Raw genomic sequence first — 22,729 nt, forward strand, 5'->3', positions numbered from 1 at the left:
TTCTCACGCGTGAGGGCCCTGCCGTCGGCACGACCGGCGGTCATATGCTCCGGCTCTGTACGCCCGACCGAGGAGCCCTCCCCCATGCAGATCTTCGCGATCGTCGTCTCGTTCGCCATGACCGTCGCCGCGATGGCCATCCTGGTCCCGGCGACACGGCGGATGCTGGGCGTGATCCGCGCGGGCCAGCCCGCCCCCGGCCGCACGGGCAACCCCGTCGGGCGCTCCACGACGATGCTGAAGGAGACCTTCCTCCACACGCGGATGCTGCAGCGCCCGTGGATCGGCGTCATGCACTGGTTCGTCTACGCCGCGTTCCTCTTCCTCAGCACGGCCGTCGGAGCGGCGTACTTCCAGCTCTTCGAACCGTCGTTCGCCTGGCCGCTGATCGGCCACTGGTACCCGTACGAGTGGTTCAGCGAGCTCATCGGCCTGCTGAGCACCGTCGGCATCGTCTTCCTCATCCTCGTCCGCCAGCGGCACCACCCCCGCTCCGAGGGTCGCGGCAGCCGGTTCTTCGGCTCGAACTTCTGGCAGGCCTACTTCGTCGAGGCGCTGGCGCTCCTCGAGGGCGCGGCGATCCTCTTCGTGCGTGCCGCCGAGTGGAAGCTCGACGAGGACGCCGGGCGCAGCCACTACCCGATCTCCTCGTGGATCGGCGACGCGTTCTACCCCAACTCGGTCGGCGCCCTCGAGAACACGATCTACGCCATCGCCGCCTTCAAGATCGTGCTGGCGATGATCTGGCTGATGGTGATCGCCCGCAACCTCACGATGGGCATCGCCTGGCACCGCTTCACCGCCTGGCCCAACATCTGGTTCAAGCGCGAGGACGACGGCAGCACCGCCATCGGTGCGATGAAGCCGCTGACGTCCGAGGGCAAGCCGGTCACCCTCGACGACATCGACGACCTCGACGAGGAGTCGGTGCTCGGCGCGGGGAAGCTGGAGGACTTCTCCTGGAAGGGCATCCTCGACTTCACCACCTGCACCGAGTGCGGCCGCTGCCAGTCGCAGTGCCCCGCCTGGAACACCGAGAAGCCCCTCTCGCCCAAGCTCCTCATCACGGCCCTGCGCGACCACGCGTACGCCAAGGCCGACGGCGACCCGGCCCACACCGAGCGGCAGCTCGTCGGCGTCGGCTCCAAGGGCGAGACCGCGGGCGCCGGGACCGACGTCATCGACTACTTCTACAACCCCGACGACGCGCCGTTCGTGATCGACGAGGACGTGCTGTGGAACTGCACCTCGTGCGGTGCGTGCGTCCAGCAGTGCCCCGTCGACATCGAGCACGTCGACCACATCATGGACATGCGGCGCTACCAGCTGCTCGTGGAGTCCAACTTCCCGGCCGAGCTCAACCAGCTCTTCAAGGGCCTGGAGAACAAGGGCAACCCGTGGAACATGTCGGCCACCGCGCGGATGGACTGGGCCAAGGGCCTCGAGTTCGACGTGCCGGTCGTCGGCGAGGACCTCGAGTCCCTCGAGTCGGTCGACTGGCTGTTCTGGGTCGGCTGCGCGGGGGCCTACGAGGACCGCGCGAAGAAGACCACGCGTGCGGTCGCCGAGCTGCTGGACATCGCCGGCATCTCCTTCGGCGTCCTCGGCAACGGCGAGACCTGCACCGGTGACCCGGCCCGCCGCGCCGGCAACGAGTTCGTCTTCCAGGGCCTGGCCCAGCAGAACGTGGAGACCTTCAAGGAGTACAAGGTCAAGAAGGTCGTCTCGACCTGCGCCCACTGTTTCAACACGCTCAAGAACGAGTACAAGGACTTCGGCATCGAGCTCGAGGTCGTGCACCACACCCAGCTCCTCAACCGCCTCGTGCGCGAGGGAAAGCTGACGCCGGTCAAGGACGGCGCGGGTGCCGCGAAGCGCTCGATCACCTACCACGACCCCTGCTACGTCGGCCGCCACAACCAGGTCTACTCCCCGCCGCGCGAGCTGCTGCAGGTGCTGCCCGGCGCCGAGTACGTCGAGATGGAGCGCAGCGCGGAGCGGTCGTTCTGCTGCGGCGCCGGCGGCGCGCGCATGTGGATGGAGGAGAACCTCGGCGAGCGGATCAACGTCAACCGCACCCGCGAGGCCGTCGGCACCGGCGCCGACCAGATCGCCGTGGGCTGCCCCTTCTGCCGCGTGATGCTGTCGGACGGGCTGACCGCCCAGCAGGCGGCCGGCGAGGCCCGCGAGGAGGTCGAGGTCCTCGACGTCGCGCAGATGCTGCTCGCCTCGGTGAAGGGCGAGTCGGCCACGAAGGCCGCCCCGGCGTCGTCTCCTGCCGCAGCCGCTCCGACCGCGAAGGCCAGCGGCGTCGCGACCGACGTGGCGACCAAGGACGAGCCGGAGGCCGGCGACGTCACCGTCACCGAGAACACCGTCACCGAGACCGCCGACGCCGGTCCGCTGGCCAAGGCCTCGGGCGGCTCGTCGCTCTTCGACACTCCGGCTCCCGAGGCACCCGCCACCCCGGCCGCTCCGGCCGAGAAGGCGCCCGCGTCCGGCGGGTCGCTCTTCGACACCCCCGCCGCCGAGGCACCCGCGGCCCCGGCCGAGAAGGCGCCCGCGTCCGGCGGGTCGCTCTTCGACACCCCCGCCCCCGAGGCACCCGCGGCCCCGGCCGAGAAGGCGCCCGAGGCGAAGGCCGCGGGCGGCCCCGGTGGGTCGTCGCTCTTCGACCTCGGCCCGGCCGAGCCGGAGGCCCCCGCGCCAGCGCCCGCACCCGCACCCGCACCCGCACCAGCGAGCCAGGCCGCGTCGACCGAGCTCGGCGGCGGCGGCTCGCTTTTCGATCTCGGTACGCCGGATAAGCCGGCGCCCGCAGCGGCGCCCGCACCCGAGGCCGCACCGGCCGCACCGCCCGCACCGGCCGCACCGGCCGCGCCGGCCGCCCCGGCCGCGAACCTGGGCAGCGGTGGGTCGCTCTTCGACATCGCCGCCCCGGCACCGGTCGAGCCCGCCACGAAGGCGGAGCCCGCCGCGAAGGCGGAGCCCGTCGAGCCCGTCGAGCCCGTCGAGCAGGAGGTCGAGGCCAAGCCCGAGGAGCCCGCGGCGCAGGCCGGCGCGACCGGCCTGTCCGGGGTCGGGTCGCTGTTCGACCTCGAGGCGCCCGCCTCGCCGGAGCCGACGGCCGTGACGAGTGACGATGCGGCTGCCCCGGCGACCGGATCGTCACACGTCCCGGCCGAGCCCGAGACGATCCTCGACGAGCCGGACGAGGAGCCCGAGGAGGAGGCCGAGAAGGCCCCCGCCAAGCCGGCTCCGAGCCAGGGCGGCCCCGCCCCGCGCACGGACGTCGACATCAGCGGATCGGGCTCCCTCTTCGACCTCTGACGACACGCGACGTCATCGCCGCACCATCGTGACATCACGATCCATTGACATGACGTCATGGTGATGTCACGATGGTGCACATGGACATCACCCCCTACGTCGACACCCTGCGCCGCGACCTGGTCGCCGCGGCCGAGGCGGGCAGCGACGAGCTGAAGCAGGCCGCCGAGCGGCTGGCCTACGCGCTGGACCCCAGCGCCCGGCTCGCGCTGATGGAGGCCATCTCCCACGCCGCGGCGGAGATCACCGCCGAGCTGCCCGAGGGCAGCGTCGACGTCCGCCTCGTCGGGCGCGAGCTCGACTTCGTCGTCGAGATGGCCCCGCCGAGCGAGCTCCCCGCGCCGCCCCCGCCGCCCGCACCCCCGGCACCTGCCGAGGAGGAGGACGGCGACCTCGCCCGGATCACCCTCCGCATCCCCGAGGCCGTCAAGGCCCGCGCCGAGGAGAAGGCGGCCGCCGCCGGCCAGAGCCTCAACACCTGGATGGTCGGGCTGGTCCGCAACGCCACCAACGAGCACGCCATCAACGTCGACATCGACCTGAGCAGCGTCCCCTTCGTCGGCTACGACCCCTTCGCCGCCAACCGCAAGCACGGCAACCGACGAATGACCGGCTGGCTCTGACGCCGCCGCGGTCCTGACCGGACCGACCCCCCACCCGCCCACGCAGCGGACCGGCACCCGGCCGGCCCGTCGGACGACGACACCCCGAACCGGAGACCCCGATGAGCAACCGCCTGGACGCCACCTTCGACACGCCCGAGCCGATCGACCTCTACGTCGAGAACGGCCGCGGCAGCATCGACGTGACCGCCACCGACACCACCGAGACCATCGTCCGCATCGTCGGCGAGCGCGCCGAGGAGTACGACGTCCGCGACCTCGCCGACGGCGTGGGGACGCGCCGGATCGCCATCATCGCCCCGCCCCGCCACGGCGGCTTCCTCGGCAAGGACCCGCGGGCCGAGATCCACGTCGAGGTGCCGGTGGCCAGCGGCCTCAACGTCAAGGCGGGCAGCAGCGACGTCGCCGCGCACGGCCGGTTCGCCGACACCCGCGTCGACACCGGCTCGGGCGACGTGACCCTCGACGTCGTCGACGGCGACACGGTCGTCCAGTCCGGCTCCGGCGACCTCGTCGCCGCGCACCTCGCCGGCGACGCCCGGGTCAAGACCGGCTCCGGCGACGTGCTGGTCCGCCGCGTGGACTCCGCGCTGGTCGTCACCACGGGCAGCGGCGACGTACGCGTCGAGAGGGCCGGCGACGAGCTGGCCATCAAGACCGGCTCGGGCGACGCCCACGTGCGCAGCATGCAGGGCGAGGCCGTCTTCACCACCGGCTCGGGCGACCTCGTGATCGACGAGACCGCCGCCGGTCGGGTCACCGCCAAGACCGCGAGCGGCGACGTGCGGATCGGGGTGCGCGCCGGGGTCCCGGTGTGGACCGACGTCCGCACCGCGAGCGGCCGCCTGTCCTCGAGCCTGCCGAGCACCGGCGAGCCGGCGCCCGACCAGCCCTACCTCGAGGTGCGCGCCACCACCGCCTCCGGCGACGTGTCGCTGCACCAGAGCTGACACCCACCCGGGACACCACCCACCCACGAGCCACCCGACACCGGAAGGAGGACGGCCATGTACGAGTCACTCACCGACATCGAGCTCATCGCCCGGCACCGCATCGCCGAGCGTGTGCGCTACTCCCCGCGCGCCCCCAAGCGCCGCTGACCCCTCAGGACCGCATGGAGACGCCGCGGCGCCAGTAGCCCATGAAGGCCACCTGGCGGCGGTCGAAGCCGAGCTCGTTGACGAGGTGCCGGCGCAGGCCGGTCACGACCTTCGACTCCCCGGCGATCCAGGCGTAGGTCACCCCGGCGACGTCGCCGGGGACGTCCTCGCCGGAGGACGAGTAGTAGGGCGTCTCCCACAGGTCCGGGTCGACCTCCTCGGCCGCCACGTCGACGTGGGCGTCCGGGATGCCGAGGTGCGCGACGACCGCGTCGTGCAGCGGGACGCCCAGCTCGGCGTCCTCCCGGGCCAGCCAGACCACGTCGACGCCGGCCGGGCCGCGTACGTCCTGGACGTCACCGGCCACCGGCACCTCGAGGAAGGCCTTGCCACGGGCGTCGGCCGGCAGCTGCTCGAGCACCGTGCAGATCGCCGGCACCGCCGTCTCGTCGCCCACCAGCAGCAGGTCGGCACCGGGGGCGGGGGTGAACTCGATGCCGCCGTAGGGGTAGCCCTTCCGCGGCGCCAGCAGCACGATCCGGTCGCCGACGGTGGCCGTCGAAGCCCACGTCGAGCCCGGACCCACGAGGTCGCCCTCGAGGTGGAGCACGATGTCGACCACGAACGTGGTCTGCTCGCCGGAGCCCCGGACGTCGCGGATCGTGTAGGTGCGCATGTGGCCGCGCTCGCTGGCCGGCTGGTCCAGCCAGGTCGCCAGCCACGACTCGTCGGCGGCCTCGGTCGAGGTGATGCCGCCGGTCTCCGGGTCGGGGAAGATCAGCTTGATCCGCTGGTCGAAGCGGTCGCCGTCGACGCCGAAGTGCGCGAGCTCGGGGCTGCCGAGCTCGACGCGCGCGAAGCTCGGGCTCAGCCGCTCGACCGAGACCACCTCCACCTCGGTGAAAAGCATGGGCAGCACGGTCGCGCTCGGGGTGGACGTCACGGTCATCAGATCTCCTCGGGAGCGAGTCGTTGGCGGCGGCCCACCGGGACCACCAACGGGGTGTGCGAGACGGGGTCGTCGATGACGCGGTTGTCGAGGCCGAACACGGTGCGCACGACCTCCTCGGTGACGACCTCGCGGGGCGTGCCCTCGGCCACGATCCGGCCGGTCCGCAGGGCGACGAGGTGGTCGGCGTAGCGCGCCGAGAGGTTGAGGTCGTGCAGCACCATCACGATCGTCGTGCCGCGCCGCGCGTTGAGCTCGGCGAGCAGGTCGAGCATCTCGACCTGGTGCGCGACGTCGAGGTACGTCGTCGGCTCGTCGAGCAGGAGCAGGTCGGTGCCCTGCGCGAGCGCCATCGCGATCCACACCCGCTGGCGCTGGCCGCCGGACAGCTCGTCGACCACGCGGTCGGCCAGGCCGAGGGTGTCGGTGAGCACGAGCGCCTCGGCGACGGCCTCCTCGTCCTCGGTGGTCCAGCGGCCGAAGGCGCCGTGGTGGGGGTGTCGGCCGCGACCAACGAGGTCGGCGACGGTGACGCCCTCGGGCGCGATGGGGTTCTGCGGGAGCAGGCCGAGGGCCTTGGCGACCTGCTTGGTCGGCAGGCGGTGGATCGCGTCGCCGTCGAGCAGCACCGCGCCCGACCGCGGCCGCAGGAGCCGGGCCAGGCCGCGCAGGAGCGTCGACTTGCCGCACGCGTTGGCGCCGACGATGACGGTGACCTTGCCGTGCGGGACCTGCAGGTCGAGGTCGCTCACGACGGCGGTCTCGGTGTAGCCCAGCGTCAGCCGGCTGGCCTCGAGCCTGGCGGTGGTGGCGGTCATCCCGCCCTCCTTCCGGTGCGGCCGCGGGCGAGCAGCCAGAGCAGGAACGGCGCGCCGAAGGCGCCGGTGACGATGCCCACGGGCAGGTTGAGGCCGGCGAAGGCGTAGGCCCCGGCGTGGTCGCCGACCAGGACGATGGCCGCGCCGACGAGGCCGGCGCCGAGCAGCGTCGTACGCCCCTGGTTGAGCGCCCGGGCGATCGGGCCGGACAGGAACGCGACGAACGCGATGGGCCCGGCGGCGGCGACGGCCACCGCGATGAGCAGCACGGCCAGGAACATCAGCACGTCGGTGCGCCGGCGCCCGACGCCGAGGCCGGCGGCGGCGTCCTCGCCGAGCTCGGTGACGGCGAGCGAGCGTGCCGCCCACGCCGTGGCGGGCAGCAGCACGGCGAGGGCCGCGGCGAAGAGGCCGATGCTCGACCAGGCGACGCCGTTGACGCTGCCGGTCAGCCAGCGCAGCACCAGCTGGACGTCGTACTCGTCGACGCGGGTGAAGACGTACTGGATGACCGACTGCATGGCGGCGGCCAGCCCGATGCCGGCCAGCACGAGGCGGAAGCCACCGTGGTCGCCGGCGACGAGCCGGACGGCCAGCGCGACACCCAGCGCCCCGGCGACGGCGGCGGCCGAGACCGGCCAGCCCGTCCAGCCGGCGAGCGCGATGGCGGACACGGCCGCGGCGCTGGCGCCGAGGCTGACGCCGACGATGTCGGGGCTGGCGAGGGGGTTGCGCAGCGTGGTCTGGAAGATGGCGCCGCCGATGCCGAACGCGAGCCCGGAGAGGACCGCGAGGACCGCGCGCGGGAGCTTGGACTCCATCACTATGTAGGTGGCGCCGGGGATCTGCTCGCCGGCGAGGATGCGCAGGAAGTCGGGGATGGTGACCGTGTAGTCGCCGAGCAGCACGCGCACCGCGAAGGCGCCGACCACGACGAGCACCAGCCCGCCGACGAGGCGACGGTGGTGGCGTGCGGGTCCGCGGCGCGCACGGCGTACGACATCGGCGGCCTCGCGGGCGGAGGGCCCCGTCGTCACGGGTCCGGGGTCGACGGTCACGGTCACAACGCCCTCCCCGTGCGGCGGATCAGGGCGATGAAGACGGGTACGCCGACGACGGCGGCCATGATGCCGACCTGGACCTCCGACGGCGGGAGCACGATGCGGCCGACCGTGTCGGCCACGACCACGAGCACCGCGCCGGCCACCATCGAGAACGGCAGCACCCGCGCGTAGTCGGGACCGACGAGGCCGCGCACGACGTGAGGGACGACGAGCCCGACGAAGGCGATGGGCCCGGCCAGCGCGGTCGCCGTGCCGGCGAGCAGGACGATGGCGACCCCGATGACGACGCGGTCGCGGGTGGTGTGGCGACCCAGGCCACGGGCGAGGTCCTCGCCCAGCGCGAGGGTGTTGAGCAGGCGGGCGCCGGCCAGGGCGAGCAGCGCGCCGACGACGAGGAACGGCAGGCCGGTGAGCAGCACCTCGAAGCCGCGCCCGCCGATGGTGCCGACCTGCCAGAAGCGGAAGGTCTCCATGGTCTTGCGGTCGGCCAGCAGGAGCCCGGTGGTCCAGCTGGCGAGCCCGGCGCTGAGCGCGGCGCCGGTGATGGCGAGCTTCATCGGGGTCGCACCGTCCCGGCCGAACGCGGCGATGCCGTGCACCAGCAGCGCCGCGAGGGCTGCGCCGAGGAACGCCATCGGCAGGAACTGGCCCATCGCGGTGAGCCCGAACGACGTCATCCCGACGACCATCGCGAAGGTGGCACCGGCGTTGACGCCGAGGATGCCGGGGTCGGCCAGCGGGTTGCGGGTCAGGCCCTGCATGAGCGCGCCGGCGAGCCCGAGGGCCGCGCCGACGGCGAACCCGAGGACCGTGCGCTCGAGGCGGGCCTCGACGACCGGGTGGAGCGGGTGGCCGGAGTCCCAGATCGCCTCGACCGGCACCCAGGTGGCTCCGACGACCAGCGAGAGCACGCCGGCACCGGCCAGCGCCGCAATGGTGATCGCGGCACTGGCCGGCAGTGCGAGCTGACGTCGGCGGCCTCCCCCCGGGGACCGGCTGACGTCCTCCCGCGTCGGTACGAGGGCCGTCATGGGCTCAGGCGCCCTCGATGGCCTTCGCCACGTGGGGGAGGAAGTCCTCGACGATGACGGGGATCGACAGCGGCGTGGGGTTGGTCGCCGCCATCGTCCGCTCCATGTCGGTCTCGGCGTAGAAGTGGCCCTCGGCGATCGCGGGGATCTGGCTGAGCAGCTTGTCGCCCTCGATGGTCTCGAGGCTCTTCTCGGAGTCGACCCAGGTGAGGAAGACGTCGGACTCCAGCTCGGTGGCCTTCTCGGCCGAGACCATGCCGTAGAACTCGCCCGGCTTGATCGCGTCGGCCACGACGGGCGCGTCGACCATGCCGAAGTCACGCATCAGGGACACGCGCGGGTCCTCGGGGGCGTACATGCCGATCGAGGACAGGTCGGTCGCGGCGAGGTAGCCGTAGATGAGCTCGGCACCCTCGAGCTGGGGGTGGGCCTGCTTGCCCTCCTCGATGGTGGCCTCGGTGTCAGCGGCGACGTCCTCGGCGAGGTCGGCGCGGCCGAGCGCCTTGCCGACCGTCTCGAGCGAGGTGCGCCAGTCAGTGGTCCACGGGAACTCGGGGTAGGCGACGACCGGTGCGATCTTGGAGAGCTTGGCGTACTCCGCCTCGGTGACACCGGAGTTGGTGGCCAGGATCAGGTCGGGCGCCAGCTCGGCGATCTCGTCGATCGGGGCGCCGTCGGCGTCGTCGTAGCGCACGGGCGCCTCGGCACCGGCCTCCTCGACGGCCGCGTCGAACCAGTCGGTCGAGCCGCCCTCGTTGCCGCCCCAGGTGATCTTGGTGGCGCCGACCGGGACGACGCCCAGCGCGACGGCGTGGTCGTGGTCGGTCCAGCCGAGGGTCGCCACGCGGGTGGGCTCGGACTCGATCGTCGTCTCGCCGAAGGCGTGCTCGATGGTGACCGGAAAGGCGTCGGCCTCGGCGGTCGTCGTGGCGGTCGGCTCGGCGGCGGAGTCGCTGCCGCTGGTCGACCCCGTGCTGCAGCCGGTGAGGGCGGCGACGAGGAGGGTGGCCGCGGCGAGCGGGGTGGCGAGGGAACGCTTCATCGGGACTCCGTTGTGCGGGTGACGGTCAGGCTGACTTAGGAGAGCCTAACCACACATGGCCCGAATTAGGCAACGGAGCAGTGACCTAATCCGTCGCACCGCCGACGGGTCCTCAGATCGGCGTACGGTGGAACCCCTGGAAGGAGCGGCTCGGCGTGGGCCCGCGCTGGCCCTGGTAGCGCGAGCCGTACTTCTCCGAGCCGTAGGGGTGCTCGCTCGGCGAGGACAGCCGGAAGAAGCAGAACTGCCCGATCTTCATCCCGGGGTAGAGCTTGATCGGCAGGGTCGCGACGTTGGCGAGCTCGAGCGTCACGTGCCCCGAGAACCCGGGGTCGACGAAGCCGGCCGTCGCGTGGGTCAGCAGACCGAGCCGGCCGAGGGACGACTTGCCCTCCACCCGGGCGGCGACGTCGTCGGGCAGCGACACCACCTCGTACGTCGAGCCGAGCACGAACTCGCCCGGGTGCAGGATGAACGGCTCGTCGCCCTCCGGCTCGACCTCGCGGGTCAGCTCGGACTGGTCGGCCGCGGGGTCGATGTGCGGGTAGCGGTGGTTCTCGAAGACCCGGAAGAAGCGGTCGAGCCGCACGTCCACGCTGGACGGCTGCATCATCTGCGGATCCCACGGCTCCAGCGCGATGCGGCCGGCGTCGATCTCTGCGGTGATGTCGCGGTCGGAGAGCAGCACCCGGCCGACCCTAGCCTCAGTTTCCGCCGCCGCGGAGGGGTGGCCACAATGGATCGGTGACCTTCCACCGCTACGTCGCCCTGGGCGACTCGTTCACCGAGGGCGTCGGCGACCCCGACCCCTCGCGCCCCAACGGCCTGCGCGGCTGGGCCGACCGCGTCGCCGAGGTGCTGGCCCGGCAGACCGACGACTTCGGCTACGCCAACCTCGCGATCCGCGGGCGCAAGCTCGCCCCCATCGTGGCCGAGCAGGTCGACGCCGCCATCGCGCTCGAGCCCGACCTGATCACCATCCACGGCGGTGGCAACGACGTGCTGCGCCCCCGCGTCGACCTCGACGCGCTCGCCCGGACGTACGACGACGCGATCGCGCGGCTGACCACCACGGGCGCGCGGGTCGTGATGTTCACGCTCTTCGACCCGGGCGCCGGCGGCATCTACGGCCCCGTACGCGGGCGGATGGCGATCTTCAACGAGTGGGTCCGCGAGATCGCCGACCGCCACGACGCCACCATCGTCGACATGTGGCGGATGCGCGACATCGAGATCGCCGGCGTCATGGACACCGACCGGATGCACCTCAACGGCTCCGGCCACACCCACATCGCCCATGCCGTCCTCGAGGCGATCGGCGTCGAGCACGGCCTCGAGCCCGTCACCGTCGGACCGCTGCCGGTGCTCGGGCGCCGCGAGGCGTGGGCCGCCAACGCCCAGTGGACGCGCGAGTTCCTCGTGCCGTGGGTGCACCGCCGCATCACCGGCCGGTCCTCCGGCGACACGGTCTCCCCCAAGCACCCCCACCTCGCGGAGGTCCGCCGCTCCGAGGTCGGGTAGCATTCCCCCGCCGTCCACGGACGGCACTGCGGATGTAGCTCAGCTGGTAGAGCGCGACCTTCCCAAGGTCGATGTCGCGAGTTCGAATCTCGTCATCCGCTCCAGTTCTTCGAAAGCCCGCCGTCCCCGCTGCGGGTTGTCGTCGCGTGTCGTCGTACGAGCGGTGAGTGAGGCGGCTTTCCGCGCCGCAGAACCCGCCTCACGCACCGCCGGTCGGACCAGCGTGTGACCGCAGGGAGACTTGCGCCTGCTGGGGCCAGAGGGGACAGTGAGGCGATCATCTAGCACCAGAGGTCCCTTCCCCATGCCTGCACTTCCCCGCCGTACGACCCGCCGTACGACCCGCCGTACGACCCGCCGCACGACCCGCCAGCTCGCCCACCTCATCGCCCACCGCATCGCCACGGAGGACGCCTCGCGCCCCCTCTGGCGGCACCCGGTCACCGTCGCCGCCGCTGCCCTGGCACTGACCCTGGGCGCCGTCCCGCTGCTGCCGGACGGCGACGCGGAGCAGGGCTCGATCGCCCCCACCGCCGAGACGACGGAGACGACGGAGCGCCCCGGAGCGGTGGGCACCAGCGCGATCACGCCGGCGATGCGGGCCGAGATCGACCGCGTGGTCGCGGAGGGCGCGGCGCTCGACCGCGCCCGAGGACGTACGGCGACCGCGCGCGCGGCGGTGCGGTGCGCGGTCTTCGAGGGCCAGCGCTACTGCCTCGGCTTCGGCTGGACCACCCGGTCGCGCGACGACCTGGTCGCCCGGACGGCCGCCCCCACCCCGGCCGGCCGCGAGCGCACCGGCGGCCTCGACGCCGAGGGCCTGCTGTCGCGGGCGAGCGCGCGCACCGCGGCCGCCCGCGGCGAGGCCGAGCGCGAGGAGCTCACCATGGCGGCCCGCTCGGTCGGGAAGGTGTGGCTGCTCCGCCACGAGATCCAGGGCGTGCCCCTCCCCGACGACTTCGCCGAGAGGCACCCCGACCTCGCCGGCGTCCCGTCCGCCAGCGCGCGGGGCGGGTTCGGCGGGAAGTACCCCGAGTCGTTCGCGATCCTCGACGAGTCGCGCGCCCTGGCCCAGAACCAGACCTACTGGTGCGGCCCGGCCGCCATGCAGTCCATCGGCTGGAGCTCCCAGAAGCGGCGCAAGAACCAGTCCTACTGGGCGCGACGCCTCGGCACCACCACCGCCGGCACGGCGATCACCGACATGGTGCGCGTGGTCAACAACAAGACCCACTACGACGACGCGGACCACGCCGGGCCCTACATCGTGCTCGACATCAGCGACTTCACGTTCAAGCAGTGGTACCGCCTGATGATGCGGCACGTGCACGACTACCGCGCCCCGGTCGTCCTCCACCCGGTGCTGCTCAAGCAGTTCTACCCCTACCTCGACGACGACGCGAGCGGGCACTTCCAGGTCGGCCGCGGCTTCGACCAGGACCCGGACGGCAACCGCAGGATCGGCTACTTCGAGCCGTGGGACCAGTCGCGCTTCGACCCCAGCGAGCCGGCCATCGGGCGCGTCCAGTGGCGCAACGCCTACAAGTCCTACCGTGCCAACCTCGACCACTTCCAGCACAACGTCGGCGTCTGACGTGCGGGCCCGTACGACGCTCGCGCTGGCGCTGGTCGTCGCGCTGGCCGGCTGCAGCGGCGACGACCCGGCACCCCGCAGCGCCCCGTCCGGCGGCCCGCTCGAGGACCCGGTGGCGGTCGAGCCGACACCGGCGCTGCTGGACTGGCAGGACACCGGCGTCGCAGCCGGCACGCCGTACGCCAAGGGTCCCGAGTGGGACGCGTCCACCGCCGACGGCCGTAGCCGGGTCGACCTCCGGTCCGGTGACCGGACCCTCTCCGTCGCCGCCGGGCGCGGACGCACCATCTCCGAGGTCCTCATGGACGCGGGCCGGGTGGTGGTCGTGCGCCAGGACACGGCGGAGCGGGCGTCCAGCCGGGTGACCGTGGTCGACCTCGCGAGCGGCGACCGGCGCGAGATCACCCAGCCGCCCGCGGCGAGCGGCGGCTCGTGGGCGCTCACGGGTGGCGACCTCCACTACCCGACGTACGGCGACGCGCGGGCGTACTGCCTCGCCACCTACGCGCTGGACGACGACAACGGCGAGGACGGCTGGTGCGCGCCCGCCCGCACCGGCTTCTCCGGCCTGACCGCCAGCGAGCACGGCATCGGCGTGATGACGTTCGACGACGCGCGCCCGGTCGCGTGCCGCACCGCGAACCTCATCGACGACGCCGGCACGCCGCAGCCGGTCGAGGGGCCGGTCGACTGCGTGGCCTGGGACGTGGCGGGCACCGCCGACGGCGCCGTGTGGTCCGAGGTGACCGACCCGAGCCGGCAGGAGGAGGCGCACTTCCGGGCCTCGGCTGACGGCGCCTTCTTCGACCTCGGCCCCGGCACGACCGGCTCGCTGGTCCCGTGCGGCGACTCCGTGTTCTTCGTCCGCGACCCGCAGGACAGCGACGAGCCGGCCCGCCTGGTGCGGTGGACGCCGGACCGCACGCTCGAGGTGGCCTACGAGTCCGCGTCCGTCGGCAACGCCTTCCTCGGCGAGCCCGCCTGCGCCGAGGGCGTGCTCACCCTGTCCGCGTTCGGCGAGGAGGGCGACGAGAGCGTGTGGGCTAGCGTCGCGGAGTGAGCTTCACCGGATTCCCCGTCGCCGCGCTCGACTTCTACGACGACCTCGAGATGGACAACTCCAAGTCCTTCTGGGAGGCCCACCGGGCCGTCTACAAGGACGCCGTCGAGGCGCCGATGAAGGCCCTCGTCGGCGCGCTCGAGCCGGAGTTCGGCGCCGCCAAGGTGTTCCGCCCCTACCGCGACGTCCGCTTCGCGAAGGACAAGACGCCCTTCAAGACGCACCAGGGCGCCTTCGTCGCCGCCGGGCCGCGCACGGGCTGGTACGTCGAGATCTCCGCGCGTGGCACCCGGGTCGGGGCCGGCTTCTACGAGGCGGACGGGCCCCAGCTCGCCGCGATCCGGGCGGCGATGGCCGACGAGAAGACCGGCAGGGCCATCGACCGGCTGCTCCGGAGGCTGGAGAAGGACGGGTTCGAGGTGGGTGGCGACCAGCTCAAGACCTCACCGCGCGGCTACGACGCCGACCACCCGCGCATCCACCTGCTGCGCCGCAAGCAGCTCTTCGTCGGCCGCTCCTACGGCTTCGAGCAGGACGCCATCGACGCCGGGCTCGTCGACCGGGTCCGCGAGGACTGGCGCGCCCTGCGCCCGCTCGTCAGCTGGCTGCGGGCCGTCGACTGATCACTGGAGCCACACGCGGGCGTCGGTCCGCGTTCACGTCCGTGACGCCTGTCCTCGCGAGGCTGGCGCCATGGCCAAGAGACTGTTCCTGCTCCACGTCGGCCCCGGCAGCGTCGACGTCGCGACGATGACCGACGCGCTGGGCCTCGGCGGCGTCGTCGTGCCGGACGCGACAGCCGAGGACCTGGAGCACGCCGGCATCGAGATCCGCCGCTCGCACAAGGCGGCCGGGCTCAAGCGCAAGCAGGTCGAGGGCGCGTGGGCCCGGGTCTGCCGCCGGGCCCGCAAGGCCAAGCACGACTGCTTCGTCAGCGTGCCGGCGTTCTTCGACGCCACCCCGGAGCAGGCGGCGCTCGCGCTCGACGGGCTCGACGGGTTCAAGGTCGTCCTCGTGCTCACCAGCGGCTTCACCGTCGAGCCGCCGGCCGCGTGGACGTCGCTCGTGAAGGGCGGCCGTACGCACCTGCTCCCGTCGCGGCTCACCGACGCGCAGCTCGCCGCGCAGGTGGCGCGCATCGCGCTCATCGAGGAGGAGGCCCGCCTCGACAGGCGCCTGGCCAAGGTGTCGCGGCGGCGCAAGCAGGTGAACCGGAAGCTGGCTGCCTGAGGTCACTCCCTCAGTGCGGCTGCCAGGCGTCGTCGTCCTCGGTCAGCGCCGCGACGCCCTGGGGCAGCTTGCCGTCGGCGAGGTCCTGGATGGTGACCTGCTCGAAGACCATCCGCAGGGACCGGCGCGCGGCGATCCACACGTGCTGCAGGACCTCGGCCGAGTCGTCGTACTCCACCGCCTCGGGCCGCAGGCCGTAGACCGACACCAGCGGGCCGTCGACGGCCCGGATCACGTCGGCGACGGTGACCGTCTCGGGCTTGCGTGCGAAGCGCCACCCGCCGGACTGCCCCCGCTGCGACACCACGACGTCGGCACGACGCAGGTCGGCGAGGATGGCCTGGAGGAAGCCGTGCGGGATGCCCTGCGCCTTGCCGAGCTGCTCGGCGCTGACGGCCGCCCCGTCGGTGCGCACCGCGATCTCGATCAGTGCCCGCAGGGCGTAGTCGGCTTTGGCGGAGACGCGCATATGGCCAGTTTGTCAGATATGTCGCCCAAGACAGTCCTCTCGGGCGACAGCACCCGCCCCGACCCGTCCCGAGAGGCGTGGTTCGACGCCGATCAGCGGCTGTGATCGGTGACATCGGGCGTTCGTGTTGCGTGACGGCCGTCGGCGAGGCATGATTTTGTTACCGGCGAGTAGCCACTCGCTCGCCCCCGAGCCCGCACACGGAACAGGTGGAAGCTGTGAGCCACTACAAGAGCAACCTCCGCGACATCGAGTTCAACCTCTTCGAGGTCCTCGGCCGCGACGACGTCCTCGGCACCGGCCCCTTCGGCGAGGTCGACGGCGAGAGCGCCCGCGAGATCCTGCGCGAGGTCGAGCGCCTCTCCCGCGAGGACCTCGCGGCGTCCTACGAGGACAGTGACCGCAACCCGCCCGTCTTCGACCCGGCCACGCACACCGCTCCCGTGCCGGAGTCGTTCAGGGCCAGCTACCAGGCCTGGATGGACTCGGAGTTCTGGCGCCTGCAGGTGTTCGAGGAGATGGGCGGCACGCCCGCCCCCTCGTCGCTGATCTGGGCGATCGGCGAGATGGTGCTCGGCGCCAACGCCCCCGTGTGGATGTACGCCGCCGGTCCCGCGTTCGCCAACGTCGTGCACCGCAACGGCAACGAGCGCGACAGGCACGTCGCGCAGCTGATGGTCGACCGCCAGTGGGGCTGCACCATGGTGCTCACCGAGCCCGACGCCGGCTCCGACGTCGGCGCCGGCCGCGCCAAGGCCGTGCCCAACGAGGACGGCTCGTGGAACATCACGGGCGTCAAGCGCTTCATCACCAGCGCGACGCACGACATGAGCGAGAACATCATGCACCTCGTCCTCGCGCGCCCCGAGGGCGTCGAGGGCGTCGGCGGCCCCGGCACCAAGGGCCTGTCCCTCTTCTGGATGCCCGAGCACCACTTCGACCCCGAGACCGGCGAGCTGACCGGCGAGCGCAACGGCGTCTACGTCACCAACGTCGAGCACAAGATGGGCATCAAGGTGTCCAACACCTGCGAGGTCACCTTCGGCGACCCGCAGGTCGGCGGCGGCGAGCCGGCCAGGGGCTGGCTGCTCGGCGAGGTCCACGACGGCATCGCGCAGATGTTCCAGGTCATCGAGAACGCCCGGATGATGGTCGGCACCAAGGCCATCGCCACCCTGTCGACCGGCTACCTCAACGCCCTCGACTACGCCAAGGAGCGCGTCCAGGGCGCCGACCTCACCCAGGCCGCCGACAAGACGGCCCCGCGCGTGACGATCACCCACCACCCCGACGTACGCCGGTCGCTGATGACGCAGAAGTCGTTCGCCGAGGCCATGCGCGCGCTGGTGCTCTACACCGCCACCTGGCAGGACCAGGTGATGATGGCCGAGCACGCCGGCACCGCCGACTCCGACGAGGCCCGCCTCGCCGCCGCCGTCAACGACCTGCTGCTCCCGATCGTCAAGGGCTACGGCTCCGAGCGCTCGTGGGTGCTCCTGGGCACCGAGTCGCTGCAGACCTTCGGCGGTTCGGGCTTCCTGCAGGAGTACCCCGTCGAGCAGTATGTCCGCGACGCCAAGATCGACACCCTCTACGAGGGCACGACCGCCATCCAGGGCCAGGACTTCTTCTTCCGCAAGATCGTCAAGGACCAAGGCCGCGCCCTGGGCCACCTGGCCAAGGAGATCGAGGGCTTCATCACCTCCGAGGCGGGCAACGGCCGGCTCAAGAACGAGCGCGCGCTGCTCGCCACCGCCCTCGAGGACGCCAACGCGATCGTCGGGCACATGATCAACGACCTGATGTCCTCGCAGGACGAGGTGCGCAACATCTACAAGGTCGGCCTCAACACCTCGCGCCTGCTGATGGCGCTCGGTGACGTGGTCTGCGGCTGGCTGCTGCTCCGCCAGGCCGACGTGGCGCTCGGCAGGCTCGCCGGCGAGGTCTCGGCCAAGGACAAGGCGTTCTACGAGGGCAAGGTCGCGGCGGCGCAGTTCTTCGCGCAGACCAACCTGCCCCGCATCGCCGCCGAGCGGGCCATCGCCGAGGGCATCACCCTCGAGCTGATGGACCTCGACGAGGCGTCGTTCTGACCGTCGCGGGATGACACCTGTCACGGCCAGGTCGTGACACTTCCCGGGGGCCGCGGGGACCGGACGGCGTGAGGCTGGGGGGCATGAGCACCCCAGCCATCCACGCCTCCGGGCTCCGCAAGGCCTTCCGCTCCACCGACGGCACCCCCGTGGTGGCCGTCGACGACATCGACCTGACGGTGCGGCCGGGCGAGATCGTGGCGTTCCTCGGCCCCAACGGCGCCGGCAAGACCACCACCGTCGACATGCTGCTCGGCCTCACCCGGCCCGACGCCGGGACCCTCGAGGTCTACGGCATGGCGCCGGCGCAGGCGGTCCGGCGGGGCCTCGTGTCGGCCGTCATGCAGACCGGCGGACTGCTCAACGACTTCACCGTCGAGGAGACCGTGCGGGCCATCGCCGCGCTGCACGGCCGCTCCGACCGGGTGGCGGTCGTGCTCGAGCGGGCCCGGCTCACCGACCTGGCCGCGCGCCGCGTGGAGGCCTGCTCCGGCGGCGAGCAGCAGCGGCTCAAGTTCGCGCTCGCGCTGGTGCCGGACCCGGACCTGGTGATCCTCGACGAGCCCACCACGGGCATGGACGTCGGCGCCCGCCAGGAGTTCTGGGGCGCGATGCGAGCAGACGCCGCCCGCGGCCGCACGATCGTCTTCGCCACCCACTACCTCGCCGAGGCCGACGAGTTCGCCCAGCGGACGGTACTGATGAACCACGGCCGGGTCGTCCACGACGCCGCGACCGCCGACGTGCGGGCGGCGTACGGCGGGCGCACCCTCACCTTCCGACCACCCGCCCACGCGGTCGGGGGCGACGGCATCGACCCCGCCTGGCTCGCCGACGTACGACGCGCGCTGGCGCCGCTCGGCGTCACCGACCTCGAGGTCTCGGCCGCCAGCCTGGAGGCCGCGTTCCTCGCGCTGACCGCCGAGGACGACGCGACGACCGCCGCGCTGGTCGGAGCGGCCCGATGACCGCCACCGTCCTCGCGGGGGACCACACCCGCGACCGCGCCACGCGACCGCTGCCCCGGCCGGCCATGGCCGTCTACGCCCGCCTCGACCTGCGCCGGCAGCTGCGCGACCGGATCGGGATGTTCTTCATCGTGGTGCTGCCCGCCTTCATGTACCTCGTCTTCGGCCTCGGCTCCGACGACCCGGTCGGCACCGGCAACGTCGCGATGTACGTCATGGTGTCGATGGCGGCGTACGGCGCCGTCACAGCGACCACCAACGTGGCCGGCAGCGCCGCGACCGAGCAGCTGATGGGCTGGGGGCGCCAGCTCGGGCTGACCCCCATGCGGCCACTGGCCTTCCTCGCGACCAAGGCCGCCATCGCGATGGTGGTGGCCCTCGTGCCGATCACCGCGATCTACGCCATCGGCGCCGCGACCGGCGCGCGCGGCGACTGGTCGGACTGGCTGCTGTCCGGTGCGCTCGTGTGGCTCGGGTCGGCGCTCTTCGCGGTCTACGGCCTCGCCATCTGCCTGGTCTTCCGCGGGCCGAACGCCCCGGGCATCGCGTCGGGGATGATCGTGGTGATGGCCTTCCTCGGCAACGTCTTCGCCCCGATGAGCGGCCTGCTGCTCGAGGTCGGGCGGCTCACCCCGCTCTACGGCTACGCCGCCCTGGCCCGCTACCCGCTGTCCGAGGGGACGCTGCCGCTCGGTGGGAGCGACCCCCTGTGGCTGCCGGTCGCTAACGTGCTCGCGTGGACCGTCATCTTCTCCCTGCTCGCCCTGTGGGGCGTACGACGGAGCCGGGCGCGCACGTGACGACGGAGGCGCTGCCGGTCAACCCCTGGGAGAAGTGGGGGTGGGCGTTCGCGTCCATCTGGCTGGTCTTCCTCGTCTTCCCCATCACCGCCGCCGTCGAGTCCGACGTCCCCCTCGCCGGCAAGGTGGCCGCCCTGCTCTGCATCGCGGGCTTCGCGGTGGCCAACGTGCTGGGCTACTCCCAGCGCTGCAGCACCTGGCTGGCGCTGGGCGTCATGCTCGCCCTCGCCCTCGCCACGCTGCCGGTCATCGGGATCGGCGTCATCTCCTTCACGCCCTACCTCGCCATCCTCTCGGCCCTCGAGCTGCCGAGCCCGGCGTGGAAGTGGGCGGTCGCGCTGTGGGCGGCGTTCCCCGTGCTGTCGCTGATGGACATCGACGGGTTCCCGACGTTCTTCTTCCTCATGCTCTGGCCGATCATGGTCGGCGGCGTGATGCTCCGCATCTTCGGCGAGCGCGAGGAGCTCGCCCACGAGGCACGCGGCGAGCACGCCCTCGTCGCCGAGCGGGAGCGCGTCGCCCGCGACGTCCACGACGTCCTCGGGCACTCCCTCACCGCGCTGTCGGTCAAGGCCGAGCTCGCCGCCCGCCTGATCGACCTCGACCCCGACCGGGCCAAGCAGGAGCTCGAGTCGATCCAGACCACGGCGCGGCAGGCGCTCGCCGAGGTCCGCGCGACCGTCGGCGGGCTGCGGGCCGGCAACCTCGAGGCCGAGCTCGCCGCGGCGCCGCGCGTCCTGGCCGACGCGGGGGTGACGACCCAGGTCGTCGGCGCTGTCGCCGACACCGACCCGCGGCATCGCGCGCTGCTCGCCTGGGTGCTGCGCGAGTCGGTCACCAACGTCGTGCGCCACGCGCGGGCCGGGTCGGTCGTCATCGAGCTCGGCGCCCGCGGCATGAGCGTCACCGACGACGGCGCGGGGTGCGCCGGCGCGGAGGGCAACGGCCTGCGCGGCATGCGGGAGCGCGTCGCCGGCGTGGGCGGCACCCTCAGCGTCACCGCGACCACCCCCGGGACCCGGGTCGAGGTGGGTCTGCCGTGATCAGGCTGCTGCTCGCCGACGACCAGGCCCTCGTGCGCGGCGCCCTGGCCGCGCTGCTCGACCTCGAGACCGACCTGGAGGTCGTGGCGCAGGTCGGACGCGGCGACGAGGTCGTCGAGGCCGCGCGGACCTCCGCGGCCGACGTCTGCCTGCTCGACATCGAGATGCCGGGCCTCAACGGCATCGACGCCGCGGCCGCCGTACGCCGTGACCTGCCCGGCGTGCGGTCCCTCATCGTCACCACCTTCGGGCGGCCGGGCTACGTCCGCCGCGCCATCGAGGCCGGGGCCTCCGGCTTCGTCGTCAAGGACACGCCCGCCCGGCAGCTCGCCGACGCCGTGCGCCGGGTGCACTCCGGGCTCCGGGTCGTCGACCCGGACCTCGCGGCCGAGTCGCTGATCGACGGGCCGAGCCCGCTCACCGGGCGCGAGCGCGAGCTGCTCACGCACGCCCTCGACGGCTCACCCGTGGCGGCGATCGCCGCGCGGGTGCACCTCTCGGAGGGCACGGTGCGCAACCATCTCTCCGCCGCGATCGGCAAGACCGGCGCCACCACGCGCAGCGAGGCTGCCCGGATCGCCCAGGACCGCGGCTGGCTGTGAGCGACCGGCTCCGAACCGGCCCCTGGCCCGCAGGCACGGTCGCTCCACGTAGCGGAACGAGAGCGCGGGGACCAGGAAGGTGAGCAGGAGCTTGACCGGCATCTGCGCGGGACCCGGGACCGGGGTCGCGGCGATGATCGCGACGACGGGCAGGTTCCAGAGGTAGATGCCGTAGGACCGCTCGCCCACCCACGTCAGCGGGCGCAGCGACGCCAGCCGGTGCAGCGGCGTCGATCGGCCGTCCACCAGTCCCGCGACGAGGACCGCGGCAGCGAGGGCCACCGCGGTGGACCCCCCGAAGCGGAAGTAGAACGGCTCGCCGAGGTGCGCCGGGAGGACGGCGAAGACCGGGAACACCAGCGCGGCCACGACGAGGAGCCCTGTGGGGACGCGCAGCGACCGCCGGGCGAGGAGGAAGGCGACGAGGGCGCCGATGAGCAGCTGCTCGGCGCGGGTGTCGGGCGCGTAGGCGATGCGCTGCGCGCTCCAGTCGGTGCCGGCCCCGACCGCGAGCCGGTAGCCGACGGCGACGAGGACGACCGCGCCCATGATCGCCACCCGGTGCCGGCGCAGCGCGAACGTGGTGAGCGCCAGCGGCCAGACGAGGTAGAAGTACTCCTCGACCGAGAGCGACCAGGTGTGGAGCATCCAGCCGAGGTCGGTGCCGGCCGCGGCGAGGGCCGACGACGTGTAGGTGACGGCCGCGAGGGCACCCAGCAGGGACGCCGACCTGTCCGTGACGGGGAGCAGCGCGAACAGGGGCGCCGCCACCGCGCAGCACAGCAGCAGGGCGGGCAGGAGCCGCAGCGCGCGGCGTACGAAGAAGGCGCGCAGGTCGACCCGCCCGCTCGCCCCGAGCTCCGCGAGGAGCAGCCGGGTGATCAGGAAGCCGCTCAGGACGAAGAACAGGTCGACCCCGACGTAGCCCCCGGGAAGCCGGTCCGACATCGCGTGGAACGCCACGATCGTCAGGACGGCCACGCCGCGGACCCCGTCGAGCGGAGCCTGCCGTGCGGTCATGGGCCAGTCTTGTCAGCCCGGGGGGACGTCGGCGTCGTTCGTTACCAGACGTACCCAAATCACGGGCAGGCCCGGTCAGAGGTCGCGGCGCTCCTCGACGTGCGTGGTGCGCGAGCGCTGGTTGTTCATGACGAGCGCCAGCACGAGCGCGAGGACGCCCGCGACCACCAGGATCCAGCCGACGGTGGTGGGGTCGACGACCTCCTGCACCGAGTCGGGGAACTCCTTGATGGCGAAGAGGAGGATCAGGCCGATGACGAGCAGCAAGATGCCGATTCCGATACCCATGACGACTCCTTCGTGGGGTGCGCGACCGTCACCGCAGCGTAGGGCAGGGGCCCCCGCCGCCGCGGGACCGTGCCCGCCACGTCC

At 72.7% G+C, this 22,729-nt stretch carries 21 protein-coding genes, 1 tRNA gene and 1 pseudogene; 14 read left to right on the plus strand and 9 right to left on the minus strand.

The features are described 5' to 3' along the window. The first annotated feature begins 84 nt into the window (after window positions 1–84). The 3 genes from HN031_RS05730 (at window position 85) to HN031_RS05740 (ending at window position 4,903) form a co-directional block, all read left to right on the plus strand. Window positions 85–3,330 carry a (Fe-S)-binding protein gene (locus HN031_RS05730; RefSeq protein WP_172267511.1) on the plus strand — a complete coding sequence of 1,082 codons (3,246 nt, stop codon included), beginning with the start codon at window positions 85–87 and terminating at the stop codon, window positions 3,328–3,330. Between the two features lie 80 nt (window positions 3,331–3,410). Then, window positions 3,411–3,953, plus strand: coding sequence for a toxin-antitoxin system HicB family antitoxin (locus tag HN031_RS05735; protein ID WP_253943024.1), 543 nt, complete (start codon window positions 3,411–3,413; stop codon window positions 3,951–3,953). A gap of 101 nt (window positions 3,954–4,054) precedes the next feature. Further along, a complete protein-coding gene (locus HN031_RS05740) occupies window positions 4,055–4,903 on the plus strand; it encodes a DUF4097 family beta strand repeat-containing protein (protein ID WP_172267516.1) in 849 nt (282 codons plus the stop codon). Window positions 4,904–5,057: 154 nt separating this feature from the next. On the opposite strand, the gene HN031_RS05745 is transcribed toward HN031_RS05740, so the two are convergent. The 6 genes from HN031_RS05745 to dcd all read right to left on the minus strand — a co-directional run bounded on the left by HN031_RS05745 (window position 5,058) and on the right by dcd (window position 10,645). Further along, the gene (locus tag HN031_RS05745; protein WP_253943025.1) at window positions 5,058–6,002 is read right to left on the minus strand and encodes a siderophore-interacting protein; all 945 of its coding nucleotides are present in this window, start codon (window positions 6,000–6,002) and stop codon (window positions 5,058–5,060) included. After that, a complete protein-coding gene (locus HN031_RS05750; RefSeq protein ID WP_172267519.1) occupies window positions 6,002–6,820 on the minus strand; it encodes an ABC transporter ATP-binding protein in 819 nt (272 codons plus the stop codon). Before HN031_RS05750 ends, HN031_RS05745 begins: the two co-directional genes overlap by 1 nt. Next, window positions 6,817–7,884, minus strand: coding sequence for a FecCD family ABC transporter permease (locus HN031_RS05755; protein WP_367650663.1), 1,068 nt, complete (start codon window positions 7,882–7,884; stop codon window positions 6,817–6,819). Before HN031_RS05755 ends, HN031_RS05750 begins: the two co-directional genes overlap by 4 nt. Continuing rightward, window positions 7,881–8,915 (minus strand): iron ABC transporter permease, encoded by a 1,035-nt coding sequence (locus tag HN031_RS05760; protein ID WP_172267522.1) that lies wholly within the window; start codon window positions 8,913–8,915, stop codon window positions 7,881–7,883. The genes HN031_RS05755 and HN031_RS05760 overlap by 4 nt, the downstream gene beginning before the upstream one ends. A 4-nt stretch (window positions 8,916–8,919) precedes the next feature. Next, complete coding sequence (locus HN031_RS05765; protein ID WP_172267525.1) at window positions 8,920–9,957, minus strand: iron-siderophore ABC transporter substrate-binding protein; 1,038 nt, start codon at window positions 9,955–9,957, stop codon at window positions 8,920–8,922. A gap of 112 nt (window positions 9,958–10,069) precedes the next feature. After that, window positions 10,070–10,645, minus strand: coding sequence for a dCTP deaminase (gene dcd, locus HN031_RS05770; protein ID WP_172267528.1), 576 nt, complete (start codon window positions 10,643–10,645; stop codon window positions 10,070–10,072). Window positions 10,646–10,701: 56 nt separating this feature from the next. Between dcd and HN031_RS05775 the strand changes: the two genes are divergently transcribed. The 6 genes from HN031_RS05775 (at window position 10,702) to HN031_RS05800 (ending at window position 15,362) form a co-directional block, all read left to right on the plus strand. Then, window positions 10,702–11,478 (plus strand): GDSL-type esterase/lipase family protein, encoded by a 777-nt coding sequence (locus tag HN031_RS05775; protein WP_172267531.1) that lies wholly within the window; start codon window positions 10,702–10,704, stop codon window positions 11,476–11,478. A 28-nt stretch (window positions 11,479–11,506) separates the two neighbouring features. Beyond that, window positions 11,507–11,582: transfer RNA gene (locus HN031_RS05780), tRNA-Gly, on the plus strand. A gap of 200 nt (window positions 11,583–11,782) precedes the next feature. After that, window positions 11,783–13,072 (plus strand): hypothetical protein, encoded by a 1,290-nt coding sequence (locus tag HN031_RS05785; RefSeq protein WP_172267534.1) that lies wholly within the window; start codon window positions 11,783–11,785, stop codon window positions 13,070–13,072. Between the two features lies 1 nt (window position 13,073). Further along, a complete protein-coding gene (locus tag HN031_RS05790; RefSeq protein ID WP_172267537.1) occupies window positions 13,074–14,132 on the plus strand; it encodes a hypothetical protein in 1,059 nt (352 codons plus the stop codon). Then, window positions 14,129–14,755 (plus strand): DUF2461 domain-containing protein, encoded by a 627-nt coding sequence (locus HN031_RS05795; RefSeq protein WP_172267540.1) that lies wholly within the window; start codon window positions 14,129–14,131, stop codon window positions 14,753–14,755. The genes HN031_RS05790 and HN031_RS05795 overlap by 4 nt, the downstream gene beginning before the upstream one ends. A 70-nt stretch (window positions 14,756–14,825) precedes the next feature. Next, window positions 14,826–15,362, plus strand: coding sequence for a hypothetical protein (locus tag HN031_RS05800; RefSeq protein ID WP_172267543.1), 537 nt, complete (start codon window positions 14,826–14,828; stop codon window positions 15,360–15,362). 10 nt (window positions 15,363–15,372) lie between these two features. Here the strand turns inward: HN031_RS05800 and HN031_RS05805 are convergent, their stop codons facing one another. Then, complete coding sequence (locus HN031_RS05805; RefSeq protein WP_172267546.1) at window positions 15,373–15,831, minus strand: Rrf2 family transcriptional regulator; 459 nt, start codon at window positions 15,829–15,831, stop codon at window positions 15,373–15,375. A 218-nt stretch (window positions 15,832–16,049) separates the two neighbouring features. Between HN031_RS05805 and HN031_RS05810 the strand changes: the two genes are divergently transcribed. The 5 genes from HN031_RS05810 to HN031_RS05830 all read left to right on the plus strand — a co-directional run bounded on the left by HN031_RS05810 (window position 16,050) and on the right by HN031_RS05830 (window position 21,337). Then, window positions 16,050–17,924, plus strand: a complete 1,875-nt coding sequence (locus HN031_RS05810) for an acyl-CoA dehydrogenase (protein ID WP_172267549.1) — start codon at window positions 16,050–16,052, stop codon at window positions 17,922–17,924. 83 nt (window positions 17,925–18,007) lie between these two features. After that, window positions 18,008–18,892, plus strand: coding sequence for an ABC transporter ATP-binding protein (locus tag HN031_RS05815; RefSeq protein ID WP_172267552.1), 885 nt, complete (start codon window positions 18,008–18,010; stop codon window positions 18,890–18,892). Further along, window positions 18,889–19,692: an ABC transporter permease gene (locus HN031_RS05820; RefSeq protein WP_253943026.1), complete on the plus strand. Its 804-nt coding sequence runs from the start codon at window positions 18,889–18,891 to the stop codon at window positions 19,690–19,692. Before HN031_RS05815 ends, HN031_RS05820 begins: the two co-directional genes overlap by 4 nt. Further along, a complete protein-coding gene (locus tag HN031_RS22220) occupies window positions 19,659–20,735 on the plus strand; it encodes a sensor histidine kinase (RefSeq protein ID WP_172267555.1) in 1,077 nt (358 codons plus the stop codon). The genes HN031_RS05820 and HN031_RS22220 overlap by 34 nt, the downstream gene beginning before the upstream one ends. After that, a complete protein-coding gene (locus tag HN031_RS05830; RefSeq protein ID WP_172267558.1) occupies window positions 20,732–21,337 on the plus strand; it encodes a response regulator transcription factor in 606 nt (201 codons plus the stop codon). The genes HN031_RS22220 and HN031_RS05830 overlap by 4 nt, the downstream gene beginning before the upstream one ends. Before the next feature lie 81 nt (window positions 21,338–21,418). Here HN031_RS05830 and HN031_RS21390 read toward each other — a convergent pair. Further along, a pseudogene (locus tag HN031_RS21390) lies at window positions 21,419–22,357 on the minus strand (acyltransferase family protein); the annotation flags it as partial. A 75-nt stretch (window positions 22,358–22,432) separates the two neighbouring features. After that, window positions 22,433–22,645 carry a DUF6458 family protein gene (locus HN031_RS05835; protein WP_172267561.1) on the minus strand — a complete coding sequence of 71 codons (213 nt, stop codon included), beginning with the start codon at window positions 22,643–22,645 and terminating at the stop codon, window positions 22,433–22,435. Window positions 22,646–22,729 lie beyond the last annotated feature (84 nt).

It is taken from the genome of Nocardioides sp. zg-1308 (assembly GCF_013155375.1).
GTDB lineage: Bacteria > Actinomycetota > Actinomycetes > Propionibacteriales > Nocardioidaceae > Nocardioides > Nocardioides renjunii.